This window comes from Acetobacter fabarum (genome assembly GCF_040702925.2).
Classification (GTDB): domain Bacteria; phylum Pseudomonadota; class Alphaproteobacteria; order Acetobacterales; family Acetobacteraceae; genus Acetobacter; species Acetobacter fabarum_B.
On record NZ_JBFCXX020000009.1, the window covers coordinates 86,202 to 110,172 of the forward strand.

Genomic DNA, 23,971 nt, shown 5'->3' on the forward strand with positions numbered 1-23,971 from the left:
TCTTACGTTAAAATGCTTCCATGACGCCCTCAAGGCATACTGGAAACATATGGGTTATGGCAGCTTCATATATTGGACATTCCCCCGGCATCGCGCGTTTAACTGGATACAACGCCCCTGCATGCAGGACCATTTTTTAAGGAACTCGCCTCTACCATGACCTATACAGTTGGAATGTATCTGGCCGACCGTCTGGCACAGATTGGTCTGAAACATCATTTCGCGGTCGCCGGGGATTACAATCTGGTCCTGCTCGACCAGCTCCTGCTCAACAAGGACATGCAGCAGATCTACTGCTGTAACGAACTGAACTGCGGCTTTAGCGCAGAAGGCTACGCCCGCGCGCACGGGGCTGCCGCAGCCGTTGTGACCTTTAGCGTTGGCGCCATTTCCGCCATGAACGCCATTGGCGGCGCCTATGCGGAAAACCTGCCCGTTATCCTGATCTCCGGCTCCCCCAACAGCAATGACTACGGCAGCGGCCATGTGCTGCACCACACGCTGGGCAACACGGATTACGGCTACCAGCTTGAAATGGTGCGCCACGTAACCTGTGCGGCCGAAAGCATTACGGACGCAGCCTCCGCCCCGGCCAAGATCGACCATGTCATCCGCACGGCCCTGCGTGAGCGTAAACCGGCGTATCTGGAAATTGCCTGCAACGTCTCCTCCGCGGAATGTGCGCGCCCCGGCCCGGTTACGTCCCTGCTGGCAGAACTGACCCCCGACACCACAAGCCTGAACGCCGCCGTGGATGCAGCAGTCGCCCTGCTGGAAAAATCCGAGCGCGCCGTCATGCTGGTTGGCACCAAAACCCGCTCCGCCCATGCGCTGGGCGAAACAGAAGCACTGGCAGACCGCATTGGCTGCGCCGTAACCATTATGGCTGCCGCCAAAGGGCTGTTCCCTGAAGATCACGCCAGTTTCCGTGGCCTGTACTGGGGCGAAGTCTCCGCCCCCGGCGCGCAGGAACTGGTGGAAAAAGCCGATGTCGTGCTGTGCATTGCCCCCGTGTTCAATGACTACTCCACCGTTGGCTGGACCGCATGGCCCAAGGGCGAGAACGTGCTGGTAGCCGACCCCAACCGCGTAACCGTTGGCGGACAGACCTTTGAAGGCTTTACCCTGCGTGAATTCCTGACCGCTCTGGCCAAAAAAGCGCCCCATCGCCCTGCCAGCGCGCGTGACACCAAATACACGCCCACCAAAATTGCACCTGCTGCCCCGGATGCACGCCTGACAAATGACGAAATGACCCGTCAGATCAACGGCATGCTCACATCCAAAACCACGCTTGTGGCGGAAACGGGGGATTCCTGGTTCAACGCCATGCGCATGCATCTGCCACGCCACGCCCGCGTGGAAACAGAAATGCAGTGGGGCCATATCGGCTGGTCCGTACCCTCCTCCTTTGGCAATGCCATGGGCTCGCAGGAACGCGAACACATTGTTATGGTGGGGGATGGCTCCTTCCAGCTCACCGCGCAGGAAGTCGCCCAGATGGTGCGCTACGAACTGCCTGTTATTATCTTCCTTGTAAACAACCGTGGCTACGTCATTGAAATTGCCATTCATGACGGTCCGTACAACTACATCAAGAACTGGGATTACGCCGGTCTGATGAACGTGTTCAACGCTGGCGAAGGCCATGGCCTTGGCATGACGGTTACAACCGGCGCAGAACTGGCAGAAGCCATTAAAAAGGCACAGGCCAACCACCGTGGCCCGACCATTATTGAATGCCAGATCGAGCGCACAGACTGCACGGATATGCTGGTCCAGTGGGGCAAGCGCGTTGCCTCCGCCAACGCCCGCAAGCCACACGTTTCATAACAGACAGCCTGATTTTTCCATTCAGGAAACGCCCCGGATGCAGGTCCGGGGCGTTTTTTTATGCCCATACCTGCGACTCTCACCGAGACGTTATTCAAATCACGTTATCTTATAATAAGTTTTCAAAAAAACTATGTTACGCAAAGTCCAGTTTCACCAGACCTTAAAAGGATTACTGGCCGCGGCATGTTCCGCACCACGTAACTGGCAAGAGTAAATGGGAAAACATGTTTTTTTGAATGTGTTTTTCCAAAAAATCTTTGCATGAACATATATTAGAAAAACACCATATGACCATAAAATCATCAGGACTACTGGCTCTGGCCACGTGGGGCTTTGCGACCTTTTGCCACGCTGCGTCCGCACAGGCGCAGACGGCTCCCTCCTCCCCCGCCAACTCTACGGAGCTGGTTGAGCGCGCCATGGGCCAGAGCGATGAGCAATCCCTCCTGCCCGACCCCCATGTGCTGCAACGCCCGCTCAACTCCCCCTTGCCCCCCAGCGGTGTGCCCGTGGCCCCCTGGCCGGGCCTTGCAACAATGAACATTCCCAGCGTGAATGATTACGGCACCAAAAAGCCGCACCATATCATGACCCTTGAACCCCTGAGCCTGCATGAAGGGCCCTCATGGCTCTTACCCTCCGAGGTGGACGCCCAACGCCGCACGGACATGGAAGACCCCTACTACGTGCCCACAGCTGGCAGCAGCCACCTTGTGCCCCAGATCATGCCTTTCCGGACCCGCTTGCAGCAGAAGGGGTTCGCCTTTTCCTTTACCTACAAGGGGGAGGCCATGGGCAATATCAATGGCGGCATCAAACGCGGCATGGACTACGTGCATGAACTGACAGTGCAGATGAATTTTGATCTGGGCAAAATGGCCGGACTGGAAGGCTGGTCAGTGCATACGTTGCTCATGAACCGCGCTGGCCGCGAAGTCTCGCACGATATGATAGGCGAATATTATGTTAATCTCATGGAGGTTTATGGCTTTTCCGGGCATGTGGTGGCCCATCTGGTTGATCTGTACGCAGAAAAGCAGTTTCTCAACAACCGTATGGACATAACCTTTGGCCGCATGTCGCTCACGCATGTTTTTGCGACGTCTCCACTCCTCTGCTCTTTCATGGTCACCTGCTCGGCTCCCGTGGCGTTAAAGCTGGACCCCGGTTTTTCCGTTTACCCCAAGGCCACATGGGGGGCACGGGTACGCTTCCGCCCCACGCGGGACACCATGGTGCAGCTCGGGGCATATCAGGTCTCCCCCCTCAACGGTAATCCCAGCGGGTGGTCCTGGGGAAGTGAGGAGACAACAGGCATGATGCTGCCCATAGAATTTACCTGGCAACCCTTTCTGACCCGCAACCGCCTGCCCGGCCACTATGTTTTTGGTTATGCCCACGATACATCGCGCTACGCTGACCAACTGGGGAGCAAACCCGCCAGCCTGTTAAGCCAGCCCGGCCGCGAACGCAGCGCACCTATGGATATTTTCTGGTTTGAAGGCGACCAGATGATCTACCGTATAGGGGGCCGCAACCAGATGGCGGGGGGCTACCTGATGGCAGGGTATATTCATAACACCCCCCATGTTTCAACCATTTCGGACGAGGCCTATGGCGGCCTCTCCTTTAACGGGCTTATTCCCTCCCGTCTGACGGACAGGCTGGGCATCCTGTATTCATGGTACCATGTGAGCGACCGCAAGCGGCTTGGGCAGATGTCTGCGCTGGATGCGGGTATGTCGCTTGGTGCGCAGGTCTGGGGGCCACAAACGGACTCCCATGTCATTGAGGCATATTACGCCATTGACGCCCTGCCCGGCGTGACCGTCCAGCCGGAATTTGAATACATGATCCGACCGGGGGAAACATCGCACATTCCCGATGCGGCTCTGGTGGGCCTTAAGGTTATTGCCAACCTGTGAGCACACCTGTGCGGGAGGGGTCTGTCAGTTCTCCGGCGGCGCCTTCTGGTCCGCCAAATGCCATTCCTTGTCCAAGGTCTGCGGCCGTCCGTCTTCACCCACAGCAACAAATACAAAATTTCCCGACGTGACCTTCTGCCGAATATTTGTCCGCCGGATACGCCGCACGGATTCCGCACAGATGGTAATGGACGTGCGACCCACCTTGACGATGCGCGTGTAGACATTCAGTTCATCCCCCACTGCCATGGGATGATGAAATACCATACCGTTAATAGCCACAGTTACACATTTGCACCCGGCAAACCCTTCCGCCGCAGTGCTGGCGGCAAGATCCATCTGTGAGGCAACCCAGCCACCAAAAATATCACCCGCGGCATTTGTATCCCTGCGCATGGCCACAACCCGCACAGCCAGATGCGCATCCGTTGCCCAGTCACTTGGTTCAGTCTTCCCCACGATCGCCCCTTTTGCCTTCACATGATCCTTGGCTTGAATGTTGGCTCCATGTTTCTCCATTCCGGGCCAAACATACAGTGGAATCTGTACGCGACACCCATGCCTGTAGCAAACGTGAAAATCCGGACGGCAGAACTGACGGGGACCTGCCAGCAGGATTGACTCCAAAACCACAGCGATCACGCATTTGTTATATTGATCGTTGCAATATCGTAGTCACAGAAGGAAAATTATTTTACACAAATCTGTAGATTCGTTCATACTCAGGTAGAAAGAAGGAGGCATAACAATGTACAAATACGCAGTTTCCTTTACGGACCAGACACAGAGTACTATCTGGGGCAACACACTTCAAGCAAAGAACAACAATACTAACAACACGGTTCAGATCGCGACAAATGGCACTGGCGAAGTTTACGCAAGTGACCTGAAAGAAGCCCGTGTTAACGCCAATGAGAAATTCCTGGATAAAACCATTGAATCTGTCATGAAAGAGAGAGGCTCCGGGGCTTTTTACGCATAATCTGCATTGCAGAACCTGATCAGAGATGCAGATTTACAGTTTTTTATCCCATTTTCCTAAAAATATCATTACTTGATCAGGACGTTCTGGCACTGTGCCGCCTTGTGCGGTCATGGACGTTCTTCCGTATTTTACGCCTTCTTACTGCACACAGGCACCTACCCAAGACCCTAAGCCACGCATGGTACCATCAGGCTTCCATGACACTGGCTCCCGTCACCTTCATCACGACCTTACGATGAAGGACAGACCCCGTGAAAAAATTCTGAACTCATGTTCCATGCTCCCGGTCACACGCGCGATCAGAATGGTGACCTTTGCCACCAAGAGCCGAATAGCCAGATCCTGTTCCTTACCCATACGGCAGACATGCGGCTGATCCGGCACAGCACAAATGCGCCATTAGAACACGAGACCTGACAGGTACAAGACATACCGAGCAAAAAAACCACTGGAATAACCGGCAGGCATCACGCGTTCACTCACATCAATGACCCGTATACAGGACAGAAATCTGGACTGATGAGACAGGGTGGGAAAAACCCCGCCACAATGGCATATTTTACGATCTCCGACAATAATCATCCAGTTCTTCATTAAAACTCATAGGACTTTAATTTCCGTATAATAGATTTATTCTGGACATACTTTTTTTCAAAATATTCCTGTCTTTCATGAATATTTGAGCACATCTTATTCATTTCATCAGAAAGTTCATTTTTTCTTTTTGGAGGAAGATTGCTATCCCATTCTCCCGCCAGATACTGGCAAATATCCGCATTATGAAAAAATACAGAAACATCATCAGGAAAATTCTCTTCAGTCTTTGCACTGACTGGTGAGAGATTCACACAATATAAAAATAAAACACAAACTATTCTGATAACCATTCTGTGATCAGGGTAGTTTATTTTTTCATGTAAAAATATTTCCAATAATACCAAAAGATTTTTGAGCACTTTCAATCTTCCCATATACACCATACTCTTGCAATCAAACTGATTCCAAGATCCTTCCATATTTATCTAAAATCAACAAAGCGCCATACCAGAATATATTCCGACCTGGAATCCGGACCCATTCTTTACGATAGAAGATAAAACTTGCAGCGTTATGGCGATAGAAGTTCTATCAGAACAGGACTTCCATCCGGATGATAACGATCAGGACGTCGAATTTTTTATGACTTCACCGCCGATTTCCGATACACAGCGCCGTCTGGTCATGCTTTGCGCCGTGCTTGGCATTGTTCTGGGCGGGCTGGATGGAGCGATTGCCAATATCGCGCTCCCCACTATCGCCCATGACCTCCACTGTAGCGAGGCGCAGACGGTCTGGGTCGTCAATGTCTATCATCTGGCAGTGGCGGTAAGCTTGCTGCCTGCTGCGGCTCTGGCAGACACACTGGGTCTGAAGCGGGTTTACGGGTTCGGGATCACACTTTTCACAGCAGCCTCCCTTGCCTGCGCCCTTTCGGGTTCACTGGGAGTTCTTGTCGCAGCGCGCGTCGTGCAGGGACTGGGAACAGCCTGCATGGCCGCGTTGAGCGGCGCGCTAGTGCGCAGCGTGTATCCCCGAGCCATGCTGCATCAGGCTTTTGCCATTATTGCCTTAGCCGTTGCCATTTCCGCCGCCGTCGGGCCTACGCTGGCGGCAGTGGTGCTGGCTGTTGCTCCCTGGCCATGGCTGTTTCTGATCAATGTGCCGATTGGCCTGATGACGGTTACTCTTTTCCTGCGGGCGGCTCCGGCGAGCCCCCGCACTCCCCTCTCGTTCGACTGGATGGGCACACTCCTGAATGTGGGTGCTCTTGGGCTCGTTATTCTGGGTGTTGATGCGCTGGGGCAGCAGAAAACCGGACTGGCGATACTTGAGATCGGAACAGGCTTGCTTTGCGCCATTCTGCTGTATCGCCAGCAGAAAAAACTGACAACCCCTCTACTGCCATTGGATCTTCTGGCTATTCCACTGTTTTCGCTTTCAATCCTGACGTCAATCTGTGCTTATGCCGCACAGATTCTGGCTTATGTCGCTCTCCCGTTTTTGTTCCAGACGGTCATGCATCTCTCCGCCGTAACAACAGGCCTGCTTGTTACGCCCTGGCCTATGCTTGTTGCTATTGCAGCCCCTTTTGCAGGCCGACTGGCAGTCCGGCATCCGGCGTCGGTTTTAAGCAGCATGGGGCTGGCGCTTCTGGCGGCAGGACTTGCAACCCTGAGCCTTATGCCCGCACAGCCAGCCTTCTGGGACATATGCTGGCGGATGGCGCTTTGCGGCATTGGGTTTGGCTTTTACCAGACACCAAATAATCTGACAGTCATGACCTCCGGCCCGGCAACCCGCAGCGGTGCAGCAAGTGGGATGATGGCCGTTGCCCGCACGCTGGGCTGGGCGCTGGGCTCCGCTCTGGTGGCACTGGTCTTTGGTTTTTCCCAAGGCAGTGGTGGCGCGGTACATTGTCTGGAACTGGCCACAGGATTTGCTCTTCTGGGTGCCGCGCTGAGTGTCTCACGCCGGATCATCCGTCGGGAGGAAAAGCCGTAGGGCCTGAAATGGCAGAAAGACCTGTTTTACCGAACCTAGTTCTGCAAAGCCGAGGCTCAGAACAGCGTTCTCACATATCGGGTTACGCCAGACAAAAGACACCGGATGATGCCACGGCTCTGTTGCGGTACTGCCGATTCGGTTTCCATATCTATCCAATGGACATTATGAAAAACCAAAGCAACCAGATTACCGTCTTCACCTGCACGCAGTATCAAATTATCTGACAAGGAAAAAGTTTGATAAATATTTGCATTTTCTCCAAAAAAAACACATATAACATGACTGTCTCTATCAATCTTAACAGAAACCTGCTCGTTAAAATATAAATCCTCCTGACGTGTACCTATATTCTGCGGTGCAAGTGATACCAGAGGAACATATTCACAATCTTCCTGATAGATAAAATCCTCTTTTTTCAAACCGGAAAAATACAGGAAGATCAACCGGACCACATTCCCTTTACCCAGACAAAATTGAACTGGTCCAATATTTACTGTTGGGAATTTTTCTTCAAAACCAGAATTAAATTCTATAATTTTTTGAATTTCCGTTCTTTTATCTCCATAGGATGGAGGATAAACAATTTTCGCATCAAGTTCGTACTGTGAACATGTTATTTCCACAGATGGAGCTTTATCACAGGGTGGAAAATCAAATTTCACCATATTGTCTCTCTTACTGAAAGTTTGGCTTCCGGTTCCCGCCTGCAATCTATGCTCTTGGCGCGAAGCGCAACGCAATAAGCAGATGTCACGATCATCATACTCTGATAATCGATAGGGAGCTATTTGTCCGACTTCTGGAACATGCTGACGCGCGCGCTCACTCGATGAACGCTGAATTGTTCAGAAACCTGAAGATGGCATGTATTTTTCCTTCTCTACCAATACTCTGGAGAGCGAAAACCTGACAGATTCTGAACGCCCCCTTGTCAAAATGTGGCGCGAATTAAGGAATACCATCTCGCCCCTAAGGATAAAACACATTTAACAGGAGGTTCTATTAAAGAAACTGCCATGAGCTTTTCCTGCTCTTTCCGCTTTTCTGACAGTCCCAGTTCATACTACCCCTCCGACTGACCTGCCAGATCAGATTGGCACCTGCGTTTTCACCCATGTCAAATCTGTTGAAACCCGCCTTAAGGAAAGCGGAGGAGAACCTGTTCCAGATTCAGGTTCAGCAATTAGTTTTATAAATGGTGGCTGTCAGGTCTCTTACGAACAAATTTCTGAGGTTGATTTTTCGCAAGTCGACAACAAGGTAATGATGTGCCTGACCCCTGTTCCTGCCAATTGTCCAACAGGTGATAAGAGAGGCAAAATTTACACAACAACAAACTTTAGAACCGGACGTTCCTGAACTTTGCCGGACTCCGAACATGACTGCGATGGCGCTTGATTTGAAAGAACAGACGCACGATACACGCAGCCACCCAAAGGCCCTAACCCCGCTCCTCATCTGTGTATCGCTGGAGGAGTGGGCACTGACAGGATAAGCCGAAAGGAAATCCGTATGCCTGAAAAAATCCTGCACCCAGGCCTCACCCTCAACGCCTCAACCCCACATCTATTATTCAAAACGTGATGAGATCACCTGGAATGTTCTTAGACGAGTCCACTTTAAAACGAATTCCATCCTCCACAAACTATGGAGAGAAGAAATGACACGATAGGCGTGAGACTTAATGATACCCATGCCGCCTTAAGCCAACGCCTGTCCCTTCCAATGATTTTGGTATTTTCGGCTGTGATATAGGACGCGGTATAAGCCATCCATAAAGTAGCCTGTGTTTCGTCTCGCTCAGGTACATCGGAAAGAATGGTATCCACTACCTCAGGACTAACATTCTTGGATATAAGAGTTGTGGAGTAAAGGCCCGCAGCACATAGGCTACCTGTAATTCCAAAACCTAGCGCCATAAACGCGCAGACAATGGAGTATTCCCGCTGGGAAAAAGCTCCCGCCAGAGACGCCGCTGTAAGTGTGACGGACAGCGGAAGGATAGCGCCCAGTCGCCCTTTGATCCTATCGAACGAGGCAGCCGTTTCTTGATATCCTGCATCGGCCAGCGCTCTTTTTTCCTTGGCCAGCCACAGAGCAAAATCTTTATCGTCGGTCATTCTTGCTTTCTCCACGTGGCGATATGCGGCGGTTCTTCACTAAATGCAATATGACAGGATAAAGGCATGCTCCCTGTACTCCGTTCCCCCCCTGTCTTCTCGCTACCCGGCAGTACACCCAAGCGCTTGTGGCTCTCAAGGTGATGCTGCTTATCCGTGTATAAGCCCATGACATATACGCTCCAAGACGGACAGAACACAATAACATAACATTCTGTAAAATATGATGTTTCTTCGCCCCCTCCAGTTGACCTCCCCCCCAAACTTGACGGTCAGATTGCTGCATGCATTAGTCAATCGATCTTAGTTGCCTATAAAGTCTCCCCAGCATATTGAAAGTCAGATTTATGATCCGACGCATTTCATTATTAGTTCTGGTAACGATGGGCGGCTGTACATATGCAGGAGCCGAACAGAAACCTTATGTGACAGATTTCCGCGTCTTCAACAGCACCCGGTATGCCAATGCAGACCATCTCGATAGAGCCGGTCTGGTACCCTTTACATCTGTATACGATGTCTGGAAACTGACGTGTGATGAGACTCAATGCTCCAATGTGCCGACCGAGAGCCAGTTCAAGAAAATACTTGCCAGCTATGTAGCTCAATTCCGGTCAAGCACATTCATTGCGTTCGATTTCGAGAATATCGTGATTGACAGGGCGGACTCTGCGGCACAGGCCAATAACGAGGCTCAACTCTTCAAAAAGTTTATTGCCTGGACGCGAGACAGTTACCCCGAAGCAAAAATCGGCATGTATGACTATGATTTTAACTCGAAGTTTCTCGACATAAGAGCAAAAATCTATCGGGGTGGCGGGTTCGATTTCTTTGCGCCAACCCTTTACCAGCGATGGCCCAACCATGACGCCTGGTATGCACACCTGCATGCAGCCGTAAGAAACGATCGTGCCATCAATCAATCACTCCCGATATACGCCTATGTCTCGCCTTACAGAGCTGGGATAACAAAAAACGGCTTTCTCAGCGACACAGAATGGTCCCGCCAGTTGGCCGACGCAAAGAGAGCTATCAACGGCGTGATCATATGGATGCCAAGTTCGACTTCCGCCAGACTGGAGACAGACCAGAGCTGGGAAGAGGCTTTACGGCACATCACATCCAGCAAAAGACACTAGGCACAGGGCTCACAGCCAGAACGTGACTGTTACCGTGAGACAGATGGGCGACTATAAGCATCGTTGCACGCTATGCGAAGAAAATACCCGATGCTTACCGGGATGAGATTCGCGCATGGTGGAGCTTGGAAAGCGGCACGGATTTGGCACGGCTAAAGGTTCCAAATAATGGAAATTGATGCCGTTTGTTGTCGTTGAATGATGGTAATTTTTCAGCGGGAGACATGATTAAAACCGCAGTATTCTGCGGCTCAGGAATGGTGGGGGCAACAGGGACTGAACCTGTGACTCCCACCATCTTAGGACTAGATTACTCCAAATAAATCAAAAACTTAGAGAGTAAAACACGCTCAAATACGGCACGCACGATTAAGGAAAAATCGTGCTATGCGTGCAAGCAACGTACCAGAAACAGACTTTGTTGTTACGGATCATCTTTTACCTCAGACCAATGCGCGATTGCATAACGATCAAGCTAATGCACGTGAATTGATCGACGGTTGTTCGGAAGCTGATCTTCAACACGCAAAACACATGAACCGTGGGAAATTATCTATGGCTGATGCTGGTCGCCTGGCCCGACAGATTGCGCGCAGGCACCAAACAGGCAGAATCACAGCAAAAGCGGTAACGTTAGCAGACGCCAACCGCCTATTGAGCAACGCCTTTCCATCGAGTCCCTCGTTGAACCTATATGTGTTTTTCACCAGTCTTTTACCACTTAGCGCACATCCAGCAGGTCAGCATGATAGCGGGCCGCAACGTCGGGATGTGAGCGAAGCCGCCCCTTCAGGGCATTCAGCCCCACCTGAGAAAAAAGCGGGTTGGAGGGGTCGTCGGTCACGCCATGTGTCGCGGTCGCCAAAGCTTCGGGCAGGTGCAGGATGGGCATATGGGCATCCAGTCGCGCACCAAGGAAGAACGCAACCGACAGCCGCTCGCGCTCAGGTGGGGGGCTGACAACCCGGTGTACACTGGCACGTAGGTAACCACCGGTTGCAACCTCCAGCAATTCCGCAATATTGACGACAAACGTGCCCTTGCGCGGCGGAGCCGAGGTCCATTGGCCGGGGGCGGTCTCCACCTCCAACCCGCTTTGCTCATCTTGCAAGATCAGACTGAACAACCCGCTATCCTTGTGCGGTCCCACGCCCTGCTCTCCATGATCCGCATGGCGGGCAGGATAACGGATAAGCTTGAGAAGCTGATGTGGCGCCTCGTCACAAACCGGACCAAAAATCTGCTCGTCCTGACCAAGAGAGAGAGCAAGAGCGCGCAGAACACGAGTAAGCACGCCTGTCACCTGCTCCTGCCACGCCAGCACCACAGGGCGAAACTCTGGCAGAGCAGAGGGCCACTGGTTTGGCCCCTGTAAGCGCAGATAGGCTGGACTTTGCGCATCAAGCGGCAAAGCCACCCGCTCGGCACCTATGTCAACCTGCTCGCGCCAATCACGTTGGCCACGGGTATATTCCAGTCCCTCGCGGTTATAGCCCCGAAAATGAGGGGAGCGGATCATGGCTATACTGTCCTTGACCTTTTCAGGCAGGGCAAAAAAACGTGCTGACTGTTCCAGAATTGCGTTATTGAGCGCTTCTGACACGCCATGTCCGCTTAAATAGAAGAAACCCTGTTCATGGGCCGCATGGCGCAGGGATTGCAGGAAATTATTTCGCCTCTCTCCCCCCTGTGCAAAATGCTCAAGGTCCAGAACAGGCAAAGTGCTGCGCGTATCAGACATGATCAATCAGACTCCTTATAAGCATACGTTCCAGTTTCCTGCCCCGCCTTGGCCACCACACCCTCTACCCACACAGCGACACACCGCAGGACTGAGGCCGTACCGGCACCGCGCCTGCCAAGCCACGCCGTTACGCAATGCTCCATTTTTATACCCTGAATGTTCATGCAAACTAACGCATGGGTCAAACCATAAACCCAAACGTCACTCTTTAGGATTTCTCAAGAGTGTTTTAAAAAACGCCTTATCTATTTCCAGAACTTCTTTCGGCTTGTCTTGCCAATGCCGGGGTTGAAACTGTTTGTCGGGTCAAGTGCGCGCATATGCTCAACATAAGCTGGTGTTGCCTGATACAGATGACCCACATTATGCTCGGCCGGATAGCGCGCTCCCCGCTCACTCAGATACGCCATAGCCTGCAGTTTGAACGCCGCCACGTCGTACCCGGGCTTAAGAACATAATCCTGATGATTGACAAAACAGAAGAAGTGCCCGCAGCACGCCTCCAGTTGCACCTGCTCACGCAGTTCCGCAGGCAGTTCCAGCCGCCAGTGCAGGTCGTTGCGGCGCAAGGCCACATCAAATGCCACAAGCCGCTCGTCGGTCTCTATCCCGTGGGCGTCGCAGTAGTTCAGGGTACACGCTCCCACGCTAAAACGAAGAAGAAAGGCGTCGCGTGCTTCGGATGCCGTACATTCAAAAAACGCGTTAGTGCGCCTGTCCAGAAACTGCTCCAGCAACTGGCGCATTTCCTCTGCGTCCCGCTTTTCCACCTTGATCATCAGGTGATGTTCAAAGCGCGTCCTATAGTCAGCCAATCGCCGGGATAGCCCATGGGGCGTTAGCCGGTTGCGAAGCTGGATGAGCCTGTCCAGACTATTGGAAGGAAAAATACGCAATACCCGAAGAGACTTTTCCCATTGCGCTTTTTTTTGGATCAGATCAGGCAGGCGCTCAGGCCCCAGACGGCGGATGGCCTTATAAATATGTTTGGCGTAACGCACTGTCAGGTCAAAAGCGTTGCGATGAATATATTCCGCCTGAATAGGCAAACGGGACAACCGCACGAGCAGAAAACGGCGCAGGGCCACCAGATCTTCCTCGCTGTTTGAACCCAGATAAAACGTTACCGTATCCGGCAAAGCTTCGAAGGTGGGAACGCGCACGGCAAATACCGCAAGTTTGCCACTACAGCCTGCACTTTCGCACAGATACGTGGGATCTCCATTATAGCGTGCGGGGGTATCGGCAGAAATATCGCGCAGTTTGTCCGCGTAATCATCCGCCCATGTCCGGCCCTCCCAGTCTAAAGCCTGTCCAACTATGTAGCTGCCTTCGGCAAGATTGGCCAATATCTGCTCAGGCTCATCCCCCAGTGCAATACCCAGACTGTTGACCAGAGACAGTTTTCCATCCGCGTCAATCCGCGCAAAAAGGGATTTTTCCGTAAATGCTGGCCCCCTCCGCACAAGTGAACCACCAGAGTTATTGCAAATACCCCCCACAACAGATGCGCCAATGCAGGAAGACCCAATAACCGAATGCGGCTCCCTGCCCAGCGGACGCAGCGCATTTTCCAGTTCTGTCAGGGTCGTGCCAGGAAAAGCAATGGCTTGACGGGCATCGTCAATCACCTGAACGCCGTTCAGATATCGCGTGCTGACAATAACCACACGACGCCCGTAATCCGAACCATAGGGTGTGGAGCCACCCGTTACACCCGTCTTAGCTGCCTGCATCAGAATAATGGCATCGCTGTCCACGCAAACCTGCAAGATCCGCCACAGAGCCAGAAGCGTGCGCGGCAGCACCACGGCAAAGGCGCGTCCACGCCCAAAACGCATCCCCCGGGTGTAGAACGCCATATCCGTCTCGGTGCTGAGAACCTCCTGCACATCAACAACGCCACCCAGACGAGAGAGCAGGTCGACCTCATCCTGCTCTCTCACTTTGCTGTCATGTTCTGTCATATTTGCACTAAAAGCCAAGGTCTATCCCCGCGAATACGCCAAATCCATCGCCGGGCAGCATGGTGGCGGCCTGTGTTCCGGGCGTGACCTTGTAGGTCGGAATAACCCCCGTGGCGTAATGTGTATTGGCCAGATTATGAAAGTCCAGATACACCATGCGGTGCTTGCCCGGCCACTGATAGCCGACCTGAGTGTTAAAGATATGATAGGGCGCTGACTGATAATTATCGTCATACGACGCCTTGACCGAGGATGATACCTGCGTATCAAAAGCGAAATAGGGGCCGCTTTTCAAGTCCAGATGCAACTGTCCCTGATAGAAATGCTCGGGAATACCGGGCAGACGATTACGACCGAACTGCGGGTCGTTGTTGAAACGGTTGTCCTGATACGTGTAGGCCTGCCTAAGCGAGACTACCCCGCCCGACCAGTTATAGAGTACCGAATGGGTTGAAAGTTCCACCCCCTGATGGGTGGTTGGGGTAGCATTCCCGGTAATTGTCGTGTTGGTTGCCTGAGATTCCGGGGTTATCATTGTCAGCAATTCGTCACGCAATGCGGCGTGGTAGTAGGTAAGGCTCCAGTCCGTATGGAGCCAGTTACCTTCCACCCCGACTTCAAAGGTAGTGGCGGTGGTGGGTTTGACATTGGTAAAACCTGCCACCATCCCCTTGGCAGCACCAGATGTGAATACCGGCCCCGATTGGAAACGCCAGTTCGACTGTGGTTCCGCCCCTCTGGTGACGCTACCGTAAAATTGCAGGTTTTTGTTGACGACGTAACGCACGGCCGCACGCGGCTGAAAGTAGAGCGATGATGCGCTGAGGCTGTTCGTCGTCGGGTAGGTGATTGATATGTCACGCGGCGCATATGTAAGCGCTCCTGCTGCGGTGACAAAGAAATTATGAAAGAGTTCCAGCTCGTTGCTGATATGGAATGTCGTTGTGCTGCCACCCCAGTTGTACCGGGCGACATTCTGCCCCCCCGACAGGCCATATGGCCCATACGTGGCCATCCCCAGAGCGCTGGGTGACACCTGAATTTTTTCGTACAGGTTTAGAATACTGGTCGAATAGACACCAACATGCGTTGTGTCATGTTTTGAAAACAACGTGTCCTGACGGGTATAGTCCACCGCGGTGGACGCATTCTGAATACCATAGATCAGCCGGTACGCGGGCCAGCGATGGTCCATAGGCGTATTCTGATAATCAAATCCAACTGTCAGTTTTGATGCGTCGTCAAAGCGGATAGTTGTTTTGTTGCCGATGAAGTAGCTGCCGGGTTCCAGCGTATGGGAATTTCTCCATCCCTTTTGAAACTGGCGTGGGTTTTGCGCAATCTGGTCACGCGTCAGATAGCCCGGATATCCTTCCCCCGTCTGCCGGTAACGAAAGAAAAACCGTGTATCAACTGAGTCGTTAAACTTGAAGCCATAATTAGCATTGATACCAAAACTGTCTGACTCTGTATTGTCCTGATAACCAGAGCGGTAGGAATGGGTCAAGCTTATGTAATAGTCGTTTTTATCATAAACCCCGCCCGAGCTAAGCTGTTCCTTGACATAACCGAAGCTGCCCGCCTCGACCCGCCCCTGATAACGGTCGGCATCGTATCCAGTTTTTGTGACAAAATTGATTGCCCCACCCTGCTGCGTGCCCCCCATGTCCAGTGCGCTACCCCCACGCAGCACTTCGGTATACTGGATGCCCAGCGGTTCCATCAGTTCATTCACAGCTCCCGCCACCGTGGTTATTGGCAGACCGTCGAAGAAGAACATAATGCCCCAGCGCGTGGCGGAAAGACCATCCTGAACGCCTGAACCACGCGATGAAATACGCAGGTCGTCTCCTCCGCAGGCGGCCTGCGCGTAAAGACCCGGCTGGAACTTGAAGATATCTGCATTGGTTGCGTTGCTGCGTTTCGCGGTATCTTTCGAATCAATGATATTGGTCGCCCCCGGAATTCGGCGCAGCACATTCCATGCGGCATCTACCTTGCTGGAGCGGTGATGATGCACAAGAATATTTTCTTCACCCTGAGCATGGACATTGCCCGTAGCGTCATGCCCGGCATGGGTGTGCGTTAGAGGTGCCATATTGTGCCCTGCGGAAGACGGGACTTCATGCGCAGCCTGATGTGCTGCATGATAATGCGTCCGTTGTTGAGGCACATCATGATCGTGAGCTGCATGTTCATGGGTTTCATCGGTCGATGCCGCAGCGGCCACACCGTGCAGGGCTGTCGTGCACCCAAGAGAAAAAACCATGGAAAACCAGTAAACAGGCAAGGATTTTTCATGAAAATGCCAAAACAAGCGCGCCATAGCCTACTCTTTTCAAATTCTGCATACGATCTACGTCGCCGAGAATATTCAGATGTTGATGGAATTCGGAAGTCCGAGGTTTTCGCGCAGGCCAAAGCCCGTATAATCTTTTTTGAATAAACCGCGCTTTTGCAATTCAGGCACAACCAGACGGACAAAATCCTCAATGCCCGCAGGCGCGCTGGTGAACATAATATTGAAACCGTCCACCGCCCCCGCTTCAAACCATTCCTGAATATGGTCAGCAATATCGCGCGCACTGCCCGCAAGCAGGCGGTGCCCCCCGCGATTGAAAAACCGCAGAATGTCATCAGGCGTTGGCGCGCGCTCCCTGATCCAGCGGGCAATGAGATTCTGGCGGCTTTTGTGTGTATTGGTCTGCGCCAGAACTTCTGGAAGAATAATGGGTTGTGTACTTGGCCAGGACGCCAGATCCAGCCCAAGGCTTGCGTAGTTTGCAAAAGCGTTCAGTGTTTCCGGCCGATCAAGATAGGACAGGTAGCGCTCAAGCTTCTCCTGCGCCTCCTCCGTTGTGCGGCCAACAATGGGTGCAAGACCGGGCAGGATACGCAAAGGCGCTTCCCCTCGCCCATAACGCTGCGCCCGCGCAAACAGGTCCTGACGGAAGCGAATGGCTTCTTGCAGATCATATTCCGCAGTAAAGATAACCTCGCCAATTCGTGCAGCCAGATCACGCCCATCCTCGGACGATCCGGCCTGAGCAATAACGGGGGTTCCCAGCCTTTGCTCCGGTGGGGGTACATTCAAGGGCCCCTGAACGGAAAAATATGTGCCCTTGTGGTTCAGCGGTGTAATGCGCGACGGGTCGGCCCAGCGGCCGCTCTTCTTGTCACGCACAATGGCACCTGACTGGACCGTTCGCCACAGACCCGCAACAACATCATAAAATTCATTTGCACGACTGTAGCGATCTGCATGTTTCATATGCTCTGGTAGGTTAAAGTTCTCCCCACCACCCGTTGCAGTCACCACATTCCATCCCGCGCGCCCACCGCTAAGGTGATGCAGGGACAAAACCTTGCGGGCAATATTGTACGGCTCATTAAACGTTGTGCTGGCCGTGCCGATCAACCCGATATGGCGCGACACCACGGCAAGGCCCGCAAGGAGAGTAAAAGTATCCCACCGTGGAAAATTTGCGCTATATTCCAAAGTTTTTGTGTCTGAAACCGGAAGAACGCTATCGTACAGGAACACACTGTCGAACTTGCCTTCTTCCAGAACTTCCACGTAATGGGCATAGCGTGTGAAATTGATATCCGCATCCACGTCATTGTCCGGCTGACGCCAGGCATCTCCATTGGTCGCGGCTCCGCTCAAATACGCGCCCAGCACCAGATGTGGGCGCACATTTTTTTTCTGGATTGCCATCCTGTATATTCCTTTTGAAAACTATATATTTTTTAAAATACTTTTTTATACAGTTATATAAAATAAAACCAAAGTCAGGAATTGCTATTTTTAATATCGCGCAAAAAACAACCCGAAACTGACAGGCTACGCTCTATTCTGCCGCCATGCCGCAAATGCGCGTTCCCCCACCTGCTCCAAAACCGCATCGGCCTGCGGTGTATGGACACGCCCACACAGCACATCCCGGTAGTGACGCTCCAGAGGATTATCCTGACTAAGGCCCGGATTGCCCGTAACCTCTACGGCGCGGGACACAAGAGTTATGGCATTTTCTGTCACCAATCTCTTGATCTGCCGCCCCTCGGACAGTGCATTGGCATTATTCACTTCCAGCCCGATACCCCACTCCAGCAAGGCGCGGTTGCACAGCAGCAAACCATCAATCTCGCCCAGAACAGCATGAAAGCGCGTCAGAGTGGACAAAGGCTTACCCAATGCTGTGGGAACACGATTTTGCAAAAACGCCACCAGCCAGTCGCGGGCAGACTGGGCTATGGCGTTATAGAGGGCTGGAACAACAAGCACATGCCACAGGGCAACAGTTGGGGGTTCGCGCTCCGCACCTACAGGTGCGTCAAACCCGATCAGGTAGCGCTCGGGAATATCTACATCCTCAAACACTATGGTGTCGCTTCCACTGGCGCGCATTCCAAGATGGTGCCAGCTTTTTTCGATCCTCACACCCGGGCTGTTCAGCGGGACCAGAATCTGGCCAATGCGCGGCGTGTCCTCCTCCGTGGCGGCCCAGACAATGCCCCAATGCAGTGCGGCAGACCCGGTGGAAAAAATTTTGCGCCCGGACAAAAGCCAGCGCCCCCCAACCCGGCGCACCCGGGTGGCGGGAATACCGCCACGCGCGGGGGTGCCCAGTTCAGGCTCCACCCGCAACGCATTGATCAACGCCCCCGTACGAACAACTGAGTGCAGGACCTCGTCCCGCACGGCGGCGGGCCAGAGGGGAGACGCCGCAATACCTGCGCTATGAATAAACTGCATCCCCAGAATAAGTGCGGTTGACGGGTCCGCACGCGCAATACGCGCCACCACATCCATCACCCTACCCAAATCGGCACCCTCTCCCCCCCACGCACGGGGGACCGCCAAAGCCAGCAGGCCCGCCGCACGCAGGTCCGCCAGATTGTCAAAACCGATACTGGCGTTACGGTCATACTCTGCCGCCCGCTGCGCGAAAACGGCAGCCAGTGTGTCCACCAAATCTGTCCCATCGGGGCGATCCCCGTAGGTACGTGCTCCATCCATAATGAAAAACCTATCTGTTTTTACCGAGTGTTTTCCCGGCGGGTTATCCCTTGCAGATGACATGGCGAGTGTTGATTCTCACGCTGTGAATTTTACGCACACGCCTCAAAGCCCAACTGTTCGAGAATGCGATGGCGCAAATCAATCATGCGTGGGCTATCCCTGTCCCTTGGCTGGTCCAGATCAATGGTCATATCGGACAGAACGACCGAAGACCCCGCCCCCCCCAAGGTAATAACCCGTGTTGCCAGAAACAGCGCCTCATCCACGTCATGCGTGACCATAAGGGCTGTAAAGCCGCGCTCCTTCCACAGGCGCAAAAGCTCGGTCTGCATAGTCAGGCGTGTCAGGGCGTCCAGCTTGCCTAATGGTTCGTCCAGTAACAGCAGATGTGGCCGGTTGATCAACGCCCGTGCAAACGCCACACGTTGCGCCATGCCGCCCGAAAGCTGGTGCGGCCATGCGTCCCTGAACCCGTCCAGCCCGACAAGCCTTATGGCCGCATCCACCGCGGCCTTATCGCGCTGTCCGGAAATATCCTGCGAGAGTGCAATGTTCTGGTAAACCGTTCGCCACGGGAACAATGTTGCGTCCTGAAACATCAGAATACGCTCTGGCCCCGGCGCACGAACCTCCTGCCCGTCCGCACGAATACTCCCGGCCTCTGGCATTTCCAGCCCCGCAATCAGACGCAGCAGGGTGGACTTTCCGCACCCCGAAGGGCCAAGCAGCACCACAAACTCGCCCGGCTCCACCCGCAAATCCTGCGTTTCCAGAACAGGGCGGTAAGTCCCATCCAGCCTGTAGCCATGACGTACATTTTCGAGATGAAGCGCCATCCCGGTTGCGCTGCTGGCAGCAGCAAGAGCCGCATGTGCCTCCGCCCCGGTTTTACTGGCCTGTACACGCCCATCCGCAGACGCACCAGTTGCCTGGGCGTAAAGACGCTCACCCTGTGTCTTTACCATTTCAGCCTATCCTTCTGCCAGAGCAGAACCTTGTCCCGCACATGGAACAGCACACTTAACAACCCTGTGCACATGAGCGACATAACCAGCAGGGCGGCATACATATTGGGGTAGGCAGCCCAACCCTGCGCCCATTGCAGGTAAAACCCCAGCCCCGCCTTAACCCCCAGCATTTCCGCCACCACCAGCATGGCGAACGACCCCACCAACCCCATGAACAACCCGACAAAAATTTGCGGCATGGCTGCGGGTAGCGCTACGCGAAAGATCAGAAAACGCTCCCCCGCCCCCATTGTCCGCGCAACGTCATGCAAGGCCGGGTCCACCGCTGCAATGCCGGACCATGTCAGCACCGCAACAGGAAAAAGGGCGGCCAGAACCATAAGGGCTTCGCCCGCCAGCCAGCTTGAAGGAATAAGCACAAACGCCAGTGGCAGCAGGGCCACGGGGGGTAATGGCCCCAACATGCGCAAAACAGGGTGAACCCAGTAGCGAAAACGCGCGGAGCGGCCCAACCCAATGCCAATGGCCACACCCAAGAGCGAGCCTACGGTATAGCCCACCGCCAGCACAGACAGGGAATGCAGCAGGGAATTGCCCAGTTTTGCCCAGTCGCTCAGAAAAACGTCCAGCAGATCCTGCGGGGTGCCAAAAAATGGGCGCGGCAACAGTAAAAGCTTGGCCTGCGCGCACTCCCAGGCTCCCAGCCCCACGCCCAGAGCAATGGCCCAGGCAGCGCGCTCCTTCAATTTGCCCGCACAGGCGGCTCCCAGCAGCAGCACGCCAACTGCGCCCAGCAGTCCCGCCAGCACCGAGGTGGCAGGAAAATCATCCGCATCCGGCCAGCGCCACGTCAACACTGCGGCCAAAAGCCATACCGGTCCCGCCAGCCACGCCAAAACCGATGAGCGGGGCCTACGAGGGGCCGCTTTACGGGTACGGGCTGCGCCATGCAGCACCAACGCCTTTGTTCCACCATCCATCATGCGAACAGATCCTCCGTCACGCGTGAGGCGTAGCGCTGGGTATCAAACGTGGGACGAAAGACCCCAACAGCCTTGAGTGCTTCCGCATAACGCACGATCTCCGTACGCAAAGGGGCCGCCACGCTCTGGTGATGGTGCCCTTCCATGCCAATCATGCTCACCATATCCGCAACCGACACTCGTGGCACATAAGGCTGGAAAATGCGTGCCGTCTCCTGCGGATTACACGCCAGCCACGCCCCCGCATCCAGAATGGCGCGTGTCACCGCACGGGCCACGTCAGGTTCGTCCCGCACCAGACTGCCACGCAGGCCGATCACACAGCAGGCAGTCTGCGCCCAGTCTCCAGCCATGTTGCTATCAATATCCCGCAGGCCAAACTGCCTGCGCTGCCCCCAGCTTACGGGGTCACTGTCAGAAATGGCCTGCACCTCTCCGCGTTGCAGCGCCAGAGGCAAAAGGTCTGGCGGGAAGGCCCTCCAGCTTACGTCGTTCTCAGGGTCCAACCCTGCTTCCTTGACGCGGATGGCGAAAAAATTGCGATCCGGACCACCAATATCCGTAACCCCCACGGTTTTACCCTTAAGGTCCGCTAATGTGTGGATGGGACTTTGCGCAGGCACCATCAGATACATGCAGCCCCCATGCAGCCCAGCCACAAGCTTGACATCAAACCCCTGTTGCAGGGGTTTAAGCCAGCGCAGGGCCATGCCCGGAGCCGCATCCGCCTTGCCAGTGGAAATGGCCTCCAGCAACTGGTCCGTGGCCACGCCAAAATTGACATATTCGACGTCCAGATTATGGCGGGCAAAGAACCCTTTTTCCTTCGCAACCGGCACGGCAGCAACGCACAGAGCAGTCTCGTTCCATGCTACGGTCAGCTTACGCGGCTTGGCCAGTGGCGTTACCGGGCCGGACAATACGCCGCCACATAACGCCTCCTGCGCATGCAAAAGGCGCGGCGCCAGCGTGCCCAACGCCACGCCACTCCCCAGCCGCGCCAGAAACCTGCGGCGCGCAATATCCTCTGGCAACACAACTCCTGTGCGCATCACGTTATATCCTTGTTCCTTGACCGCTTAGGCCACACGGGCAACGGCCTCGCTCCTGAACGGGGGCTGCACTACAAACGGTGTCATGCAAGCTCTCTCAAACTGTATGAACGGGTCAAAATGCTCGGCGAAACCGGGGAAGATTGATAGAAAGTTCTTGTCATTCCTTTCTTGAGCAACGCTCAACATGCCATGCCAGAACAGCCAGCAGCGCCTCGAACGCGAGGGTGGGCTTTCTGGCAAAGGCATCGAGCATTAACTTTCATAAGCCGTACAATGAGAATTAATTACTTTATTTTTCGTTTTATCAAGAGATAATTTAATATCCACAATTTATTTTCGCATAATGTGATTTAACACGCGTAAGATGCGAAAAATACTCTCAACCTTTGGACAGAATCACCATGACAACTTTTTCTCCTCCCCTCCTACGCCCCCAGACGCCCCCCCTTGCCACGGGAGAAACCCACGCCCGCACCCGCCGCCTACCCGTGCGGGATCGACCCACCTCCCATGCGGCAGAACGCCTGCACCGCAAACAGCGCCTGGCCGCAACATTCCGCCTGTTTGGCCGTTACGGCTTTGACAAAGGGCTAGCTGGGCATGTGACCGCGCGTGATCCGGAATTTCCAGACCAGTACTGGATCAACCCATTGGGTGTGCATTTTTCACAAATCCGCGTCTCCGACCTTCAGCTTGTCGACCATGACGGCACAATCCTGAGCGGTGACAGACCCATCAACACGGCGGGCTTTACCATCCACTCCGCCCTGCACAAGGCACGACCGGATGTTGTGGCGGCAGCCCATACCCATTCCACTTATGGCAAGGCTTTTTCCGCTCTGGGCGCGCCACTTTTACCCATAACGCAGGATTCCTGCGCTTTTTATGAGGATCATGCCGTTTTTGATCCGTTTAGTGGTGTTGTCCTGGAAGACCATGAAGGGGAGCGGCTGGCCCACACTTTGGGAGGGCGCAAGGCGCTGATCCTGCAAAACCACGGGTTATTAACAGTTGGCACATCCGTGGAAGCGGCTGCATGGTGGTTCATCAGCATGGACGACGCCGCCCGCACACAGCTTCTGGCCCAGGCCGCAGGCACTGTCCGACCTATTGCCCCCGACATTGCCCGCAAGACGGTAGCTCAGGTCGGTGGTGAGCAGAACGGATACTTTGCCTTTCAGCCGCTTTGGGACTGGATTATCAGCGCTGAACCTGATCTGCTTGATTAATAAAAAATGCAACCCGATTTTCAGACAGGGACGCAAACTTTCAGCCGACCTGAAATAAAGCGGATGTCATAAAAAATTGGCGCGACCTTCCGGTAACACCTTCTGCCTCATCCGGGACACCCGTCAGCAGGACGCACGGCCAAAATGCCTGACCGTGCGTCTCTGGGCAGCTTTTAGCAAATCCGGCCGACAGGAGAGTCGCCGGCTTTCCCCTTACTGATCGACGAACTGTTCCTGCCCGACGATACCCATCTGGGTGACCCCGAGCCTCTGGGCATCGGCCATGACGTGGACGACAGTCTTGTAATCCGCCAGCCGGTTGGGCTGGATGTGGAATTCCGGCTTTGGCTGCGCGGAGGCAATCTCGCGCAGATGCGCCTGCAGGTCGTCCTCGCTGCTGACCGGCTGCCCGTTCCAGGTAATCGTATTATCAAAATCCACCACAAGGGTCAC

19 protein-coding genes are annotated in these 23,971 nt (G+C 54.0%); 6 read left to right on the top strand and 13 right to left on the bottom strand.

Features of this window, described 5'->3' with window-relative positions; translation table 11 throughout:
- Window positions 1-156 precede the first annotated feature (156 nt).
- Together AB2L51_RS08685 and AB2L51_RS08690 are read left to right on the top strand one after the other, a co-directional pair.
- Window positions 157-1,833: an alpha-keto acid decarboxylase family protein gene (locus AB2L51_RS08685; protein WP_395582103.1), complete on the top strand. Its 1,677-nt coding sequence runs from the start codon at window positions 157-159 to the stop codon at window positions 1,831-1,833.
- A gap of 290 nt (window positions 1,834-2,123) precedes the next feature.
- The gene (locus AB2L51_RS08690) at window positions 2,124-3,761 is read left to right on the top strand and encodes a carbohydrate porin (RefSeq protein ID WP_395582102.1); all 1,638 of its coding nucleotides are present in this window, start codon (window positions 2,124-2,126) and stop codon (window positions 3,759-3,761) included.
- A gap of 24 nt (window positions 3,762-3,785) precedes the next feature.
- On the opposite strand, the gene AB2L51_RS08695 is transcribed toward AB2L51_RS08690, so the two are convergent.
- Complete coding sequence (locus AB2L51_RS08695; RefSeq protein WP_306309677.1) at window positions 3,786-4,220, bottom strand: acyl-CoA thioesterase; 435 nt, start codon at window positions 4,218-4,220, stop codon at window positions 3,786-3,788.
- A gap of 289 nt (window positions 4,221-4,509) precedes the next feature.
- On the opposite strand from AB2L51_RS08695, the gene AB2L51_RS08700 reads away from it, so the two are divergent.
- Complete coding sequence (locus tag AB2L51_RS08700) at window positions 4,510-4,743, top strand: hypothetical protein (protein ID WP_395582101.1); 234 nt, start codon at window positions 4,510-4,512, stop codon at window positions 4,741-4,743.
- 596 nt (window positions 4,744-5,339) lie between these two features.
- Here AB2L51_RS08700 and AB2L51_RS08705 read toward each other — a convergent pair.
- A complete protein-coding gene (locus AB2L51_RS08705; protein WP_395582100.1) occupies window positions 5,340-5,717 on the bottom strand; it encodes a hypothetical protein in 378 nt (125 codons plus the stop codon).
- Window positions 5,718-5,925: 208 nt separating this feature from the next.
- Here AB2L51_RS08705 and AB2L51_RS08710 point away from each other — a divergent pair, with 208 nt between their 5' ends.
- The gene (locus AB2L51_RS08710) at window positions 5,926-7,287 is read left to right on the top strand and encodes an MFS transporter (protein WP_395582099.1); all 1,362 of its coding nucleotides are present in this window, start codon (window positions 5,926-5,928) and stop codon (window positions 7,285-7,287) included.
- A 56-nt stretch (window positions 7,288-7,343) separates the two neighbouring features.
- Here the strand turns inward: AB2L51_RS08710 and AB2L51_RS08715 are convergent, their stop codons facing one another.
- Both AB2L51_RS08715 and AB2L51_RS08720 read right to left on the bottom strand, forming a co-directional pair.
- Window positions 7,344-7,955: a hypothetical protein gene (locus AB2L51_RS08715; RefSeq protein ID WP_395582098.1), complete on the bottom strand. Its 612-nt coding sequence runs from the start codon at window positions 7,953-7,955 to the stop codon at window positions 7,344-7,346.
- A gap of 954 nt (window positions 7,956-8,909) precedes the next feature.
- Window positions 8,910-9,410 (bottom strand): hypothetical protein, encoded by a 501-nt coding sequence (locus tag AB2L51_RS08720; protein ID WP_395582097.1) that lies wholly within the window; start codon window positions 9,408-9,410, stop codon window positions 8,910-8,912.
- 347 nt (window positions 9,411-9,757) lie between these two features.
- Between AB2L51_RS08720 and AB2L51_RS08725 the strand changes: the two genes are divergently transcribed.
- Window positions 9,758-10,549 carry a hypothetical protein gene (locus AB2L51_RS08725; protein ID WP_395582096.1) on the top strand — a complete coding sequence of 264 codons (792 nt, stop codon included), beginning with the start codon at window positions 9,758-9,760 and terminating at the stop codon, window positions 10,547-10,549.
- Window positions 10,550-11,270: 721 nt separating this feature from the next.
- Here AB2L51_RS08725 and AB2L51_RS08730 read toward each other — a convergent pair.
- The 8 genes from AB2L51_RS08730 to AB2L51_RS08765 form a co-directional block, all read right to left on the bottom strand.
- The gene (locus AB2L51_RS08730) at window positions 11,271-12,290 is read right to left on the bottom strand and encodes an isopenicillin N synthase family dioxygenase (RefSeq protein ID WP_395582095.1); all 1,020 of its coding nucleotides are present in this window, start codon (window positions 12,288-12,290) and stop codon (window positions 11,271-11,273) included.
- A 248-nt stretch (window positions 12,291-12,538) separates the two neighbouring features.
- Window positions 12,539-14,260 (bottom strand): D-lactate dehydrogenase, encoded by a 1,722-nt coding sequence (gene dld, locus AB2L51_RS08735; protein WP_395582094.1) that lies wholly within the window; start codon window positions 14,258-14,260, stop codon window positions 12,539-12,541.
- Window positions 14,261-14,267: 7 nt separating this feature from the next.
- Window positions 14,268-16,586, bottom strand: coding sequence for a TonB-dependent receptor family protein (locus AB2L51_RS08740; protein ID WP_395582093.1), 2,319 nt, complete (start codon window positions 16,584-16,586; stop codon window positions 14,268-14,270).
- A 48-nt stretch (window positions 16,587-16,634) separates the two neighbouring features.
- Entirely contained in the window at window positions 16,635-17,978 is a 1,344-nt protein-coding gene (locus tag AB2L51_RS08745) for an NtaA/DmoA family FMN-dependent monooxygenase (protein WP_395582092.1), read from the bottom strand.
- 126 nt (window positions 17,979-18,104) lie between these two features.
- On the bottom strand, window positions 18,105-19,280 hold the full coding sequence (locus AB2L51_RS08750) for an acyl-CoA dehydrogenase family protein (protein WP_395582091.1): 1,176 nt from the start codon (window positions 19,278-19,280) through the stop codon (window positions 18,105-18,107).
- 92 nt (window positions 19,281-19,372) lie between these two features.
- Window positions 19,373-20,119, bottom strand: a complete 747-nt coding sequence (locus AB2L51_RS08755; protein WP_395582172.1) for an ABC transporter ATP-binding protein — start codon at window positions 20,117-20,119, stop codon at window positions 19,373-19,375.
- Between the two features lie 122 nt (window positions 20,120-20,241).
- Window positions 20,242-21,234, bottom strand: a complete 993-nt coding sequence (locus AB2L51_RS08760) for an ABC transporter permease subunit (RefSeq protein WP_475557841.1) — start codon at window positions 21,232-21,234, stop codon at window positions 20,242-20,244.
- Window positions 21,231-22,286: an ABC transporter substrate-binding protein gene (locus tag AB2L51_RS08765; RefSeq protein ID WP_395582090.1), complete on the bottom strand. Its 1,056-nt coding sequence runs from the start codon at window positions 22,284-22,286 to the stop codon at window positions 21,231-21,233. Before AB2L51_RS08765 ends, AB2L51_RS08760 begins: the two co-directional genes overlap by 4 nt.
- A 404-nt stretch (window positions 22,287-22,690) precedes the next feature.
- On the opposite strand from AB2L51_RS08765, the gene AB2L51_RS08770 reads away from it, so the two are divergent.
- The gene (locus AB2L51_RS08770) at window positions 22,691-23,518 is read left to right on the top strand and encodes a class II aldolase/adducin family protein (protein WP_395582089.1); all 828 of its coding nucleotides are present in this window, start codon (window positions 22,691-22,693) and stop codon (window positions 23,516-23,518) included.
- 213 nt (window positions 23,519-23,731) lie between these two features.
- Here AB2L51_RS08770 and AB2L51_RS08775 read toward each other — a convergent pair.
- Window positions 23,732-23,971 (bottom strand): ExbD/TolR family protein (locus AB2L51_RS08775; RefSeq protein ID WP_400921564.1); only part of this gene is annotated, 240 nt, incomplete at its 5' end.

Bases quoted from the DNA above. Each gene is read 5' to 3' on its own strand.
- AB2L51_RS08685 (WP_395582103.1), top strand. From the start codon at position 157: ATGACCTATACAGTTGGAATGTATCTGGCCGACCGTCTGGCACAGATT.
- AB2L51_RS08690 (WP_395582102.1), top strand. From the start codon at position 2,124: ATGACCATAAAATCATCAGGACTACTGGCTCTGGCCACGTGGGGCTTT.
- AB2L51_RS08700 (WP_395582101.1), top strand. From the start codon at position 4,510: ATGTACAAATACGCAGTTTCCTTTACGGACCAGACACAGAGTACTATC.
- AB2L51_RS08705 (WP_395582100.1), bottom strand. From the start codon at position 5,717: ATGGGAAGATTGAAAGTGCTCAAAAATCTTTTGGTATTATTGGAAATA.
- AB2L51_RS08710 (WP_395582099.1), top strand. From the start codon at position 5,926: ATGACTTCACCGCCGATTTCCGATACACAGCGCCGTCTGGTCATGCTT.
- AB2L51_RS08715 (WP_395582098.1), bottom strand. From the start codon at position 7,955: ATGGTGAAATTTGATTTTCCACCCTGTGATAAAGCTCCATCTGTGGAA.
- AB2L51_RS08720 (WP_395582097.1), bottom strand. From the start codon at position 9,410: ATGACCGACGATAAAGATTTTGCTCTGTGGCTGGCCAAGGAAAAAAGA.
- AB2L51_RS08725 (WP_395582096.1), top strand. From the start codon at position 9,758: ATGATCCGACGCATTTCATTATTAGTTCTGGTAACGATGGGCGGCTGT.
- AB2L51_RS08730 (WP_395582095.1), bottom strand. From the start codon at position 12,290: ATGTCTGATACGCGCAGCACTTTGCCTGTTCTGGACCTTGAGCATTTT.
- dld (WP_395582094.1), bottom strand. From the start codon at position 14,260: ATGACAGAACATGACAGCAAAGTGAGAGAGCAGGATGAGGTCGACCTG.
- AB2L51_RS08740 (WP_395582093.1), bottom strand. From the start codon at position 16,586: ATGGCGCGCTTGTTTTGGCATTTTCATGAAAAATCCTTGCCTGTTTAC.
- AB2L51_RS08745 (WP_395582092.1), bottom strand. From the start codon at position 17,978: ATGGCAATCCAGAAAAAAAATGTGCGCCCACATCTGGTGCTGGGCGCG.
- AB2L51_RS08750 (WP_395582091.1), bottom strand. From the start codon at position 19,280: ATGGATGGAGCACGTACCTACGGGGATCGCCCCGATGGGACAGATTTG.
- AB2L51_RS08755 (WP_395582172.1), bottom strand. From the start codon at position 20,119: ATGGCGCTTCATCTCGAAAATGTACGTCATGGCTACAGGCTGGATGGG.
- AB2L51_RS08760 (WP_475557841.1), bottom strand. From the start codon at position 21,234: ATGATGGATGGTGGAACAAAGGCGTTGGTGCTGCATGGCGCAGCCCGT.
- AB2L51_RS08765 (WP_395582090.1), bottom strand. From the start codon at position 22,286: ATGCGCACAGGAGTTGTGTTGCCAGAGGATATTGCGCGCCGCAGGTTT.
- AB2L51_RS08770 (WP_395582089.1), top strand. From the start codon at position 22,691: ATGACAACTTTTTCTCCTCCCCTCCTACGCCCCCAGACGCCCCCCCTT.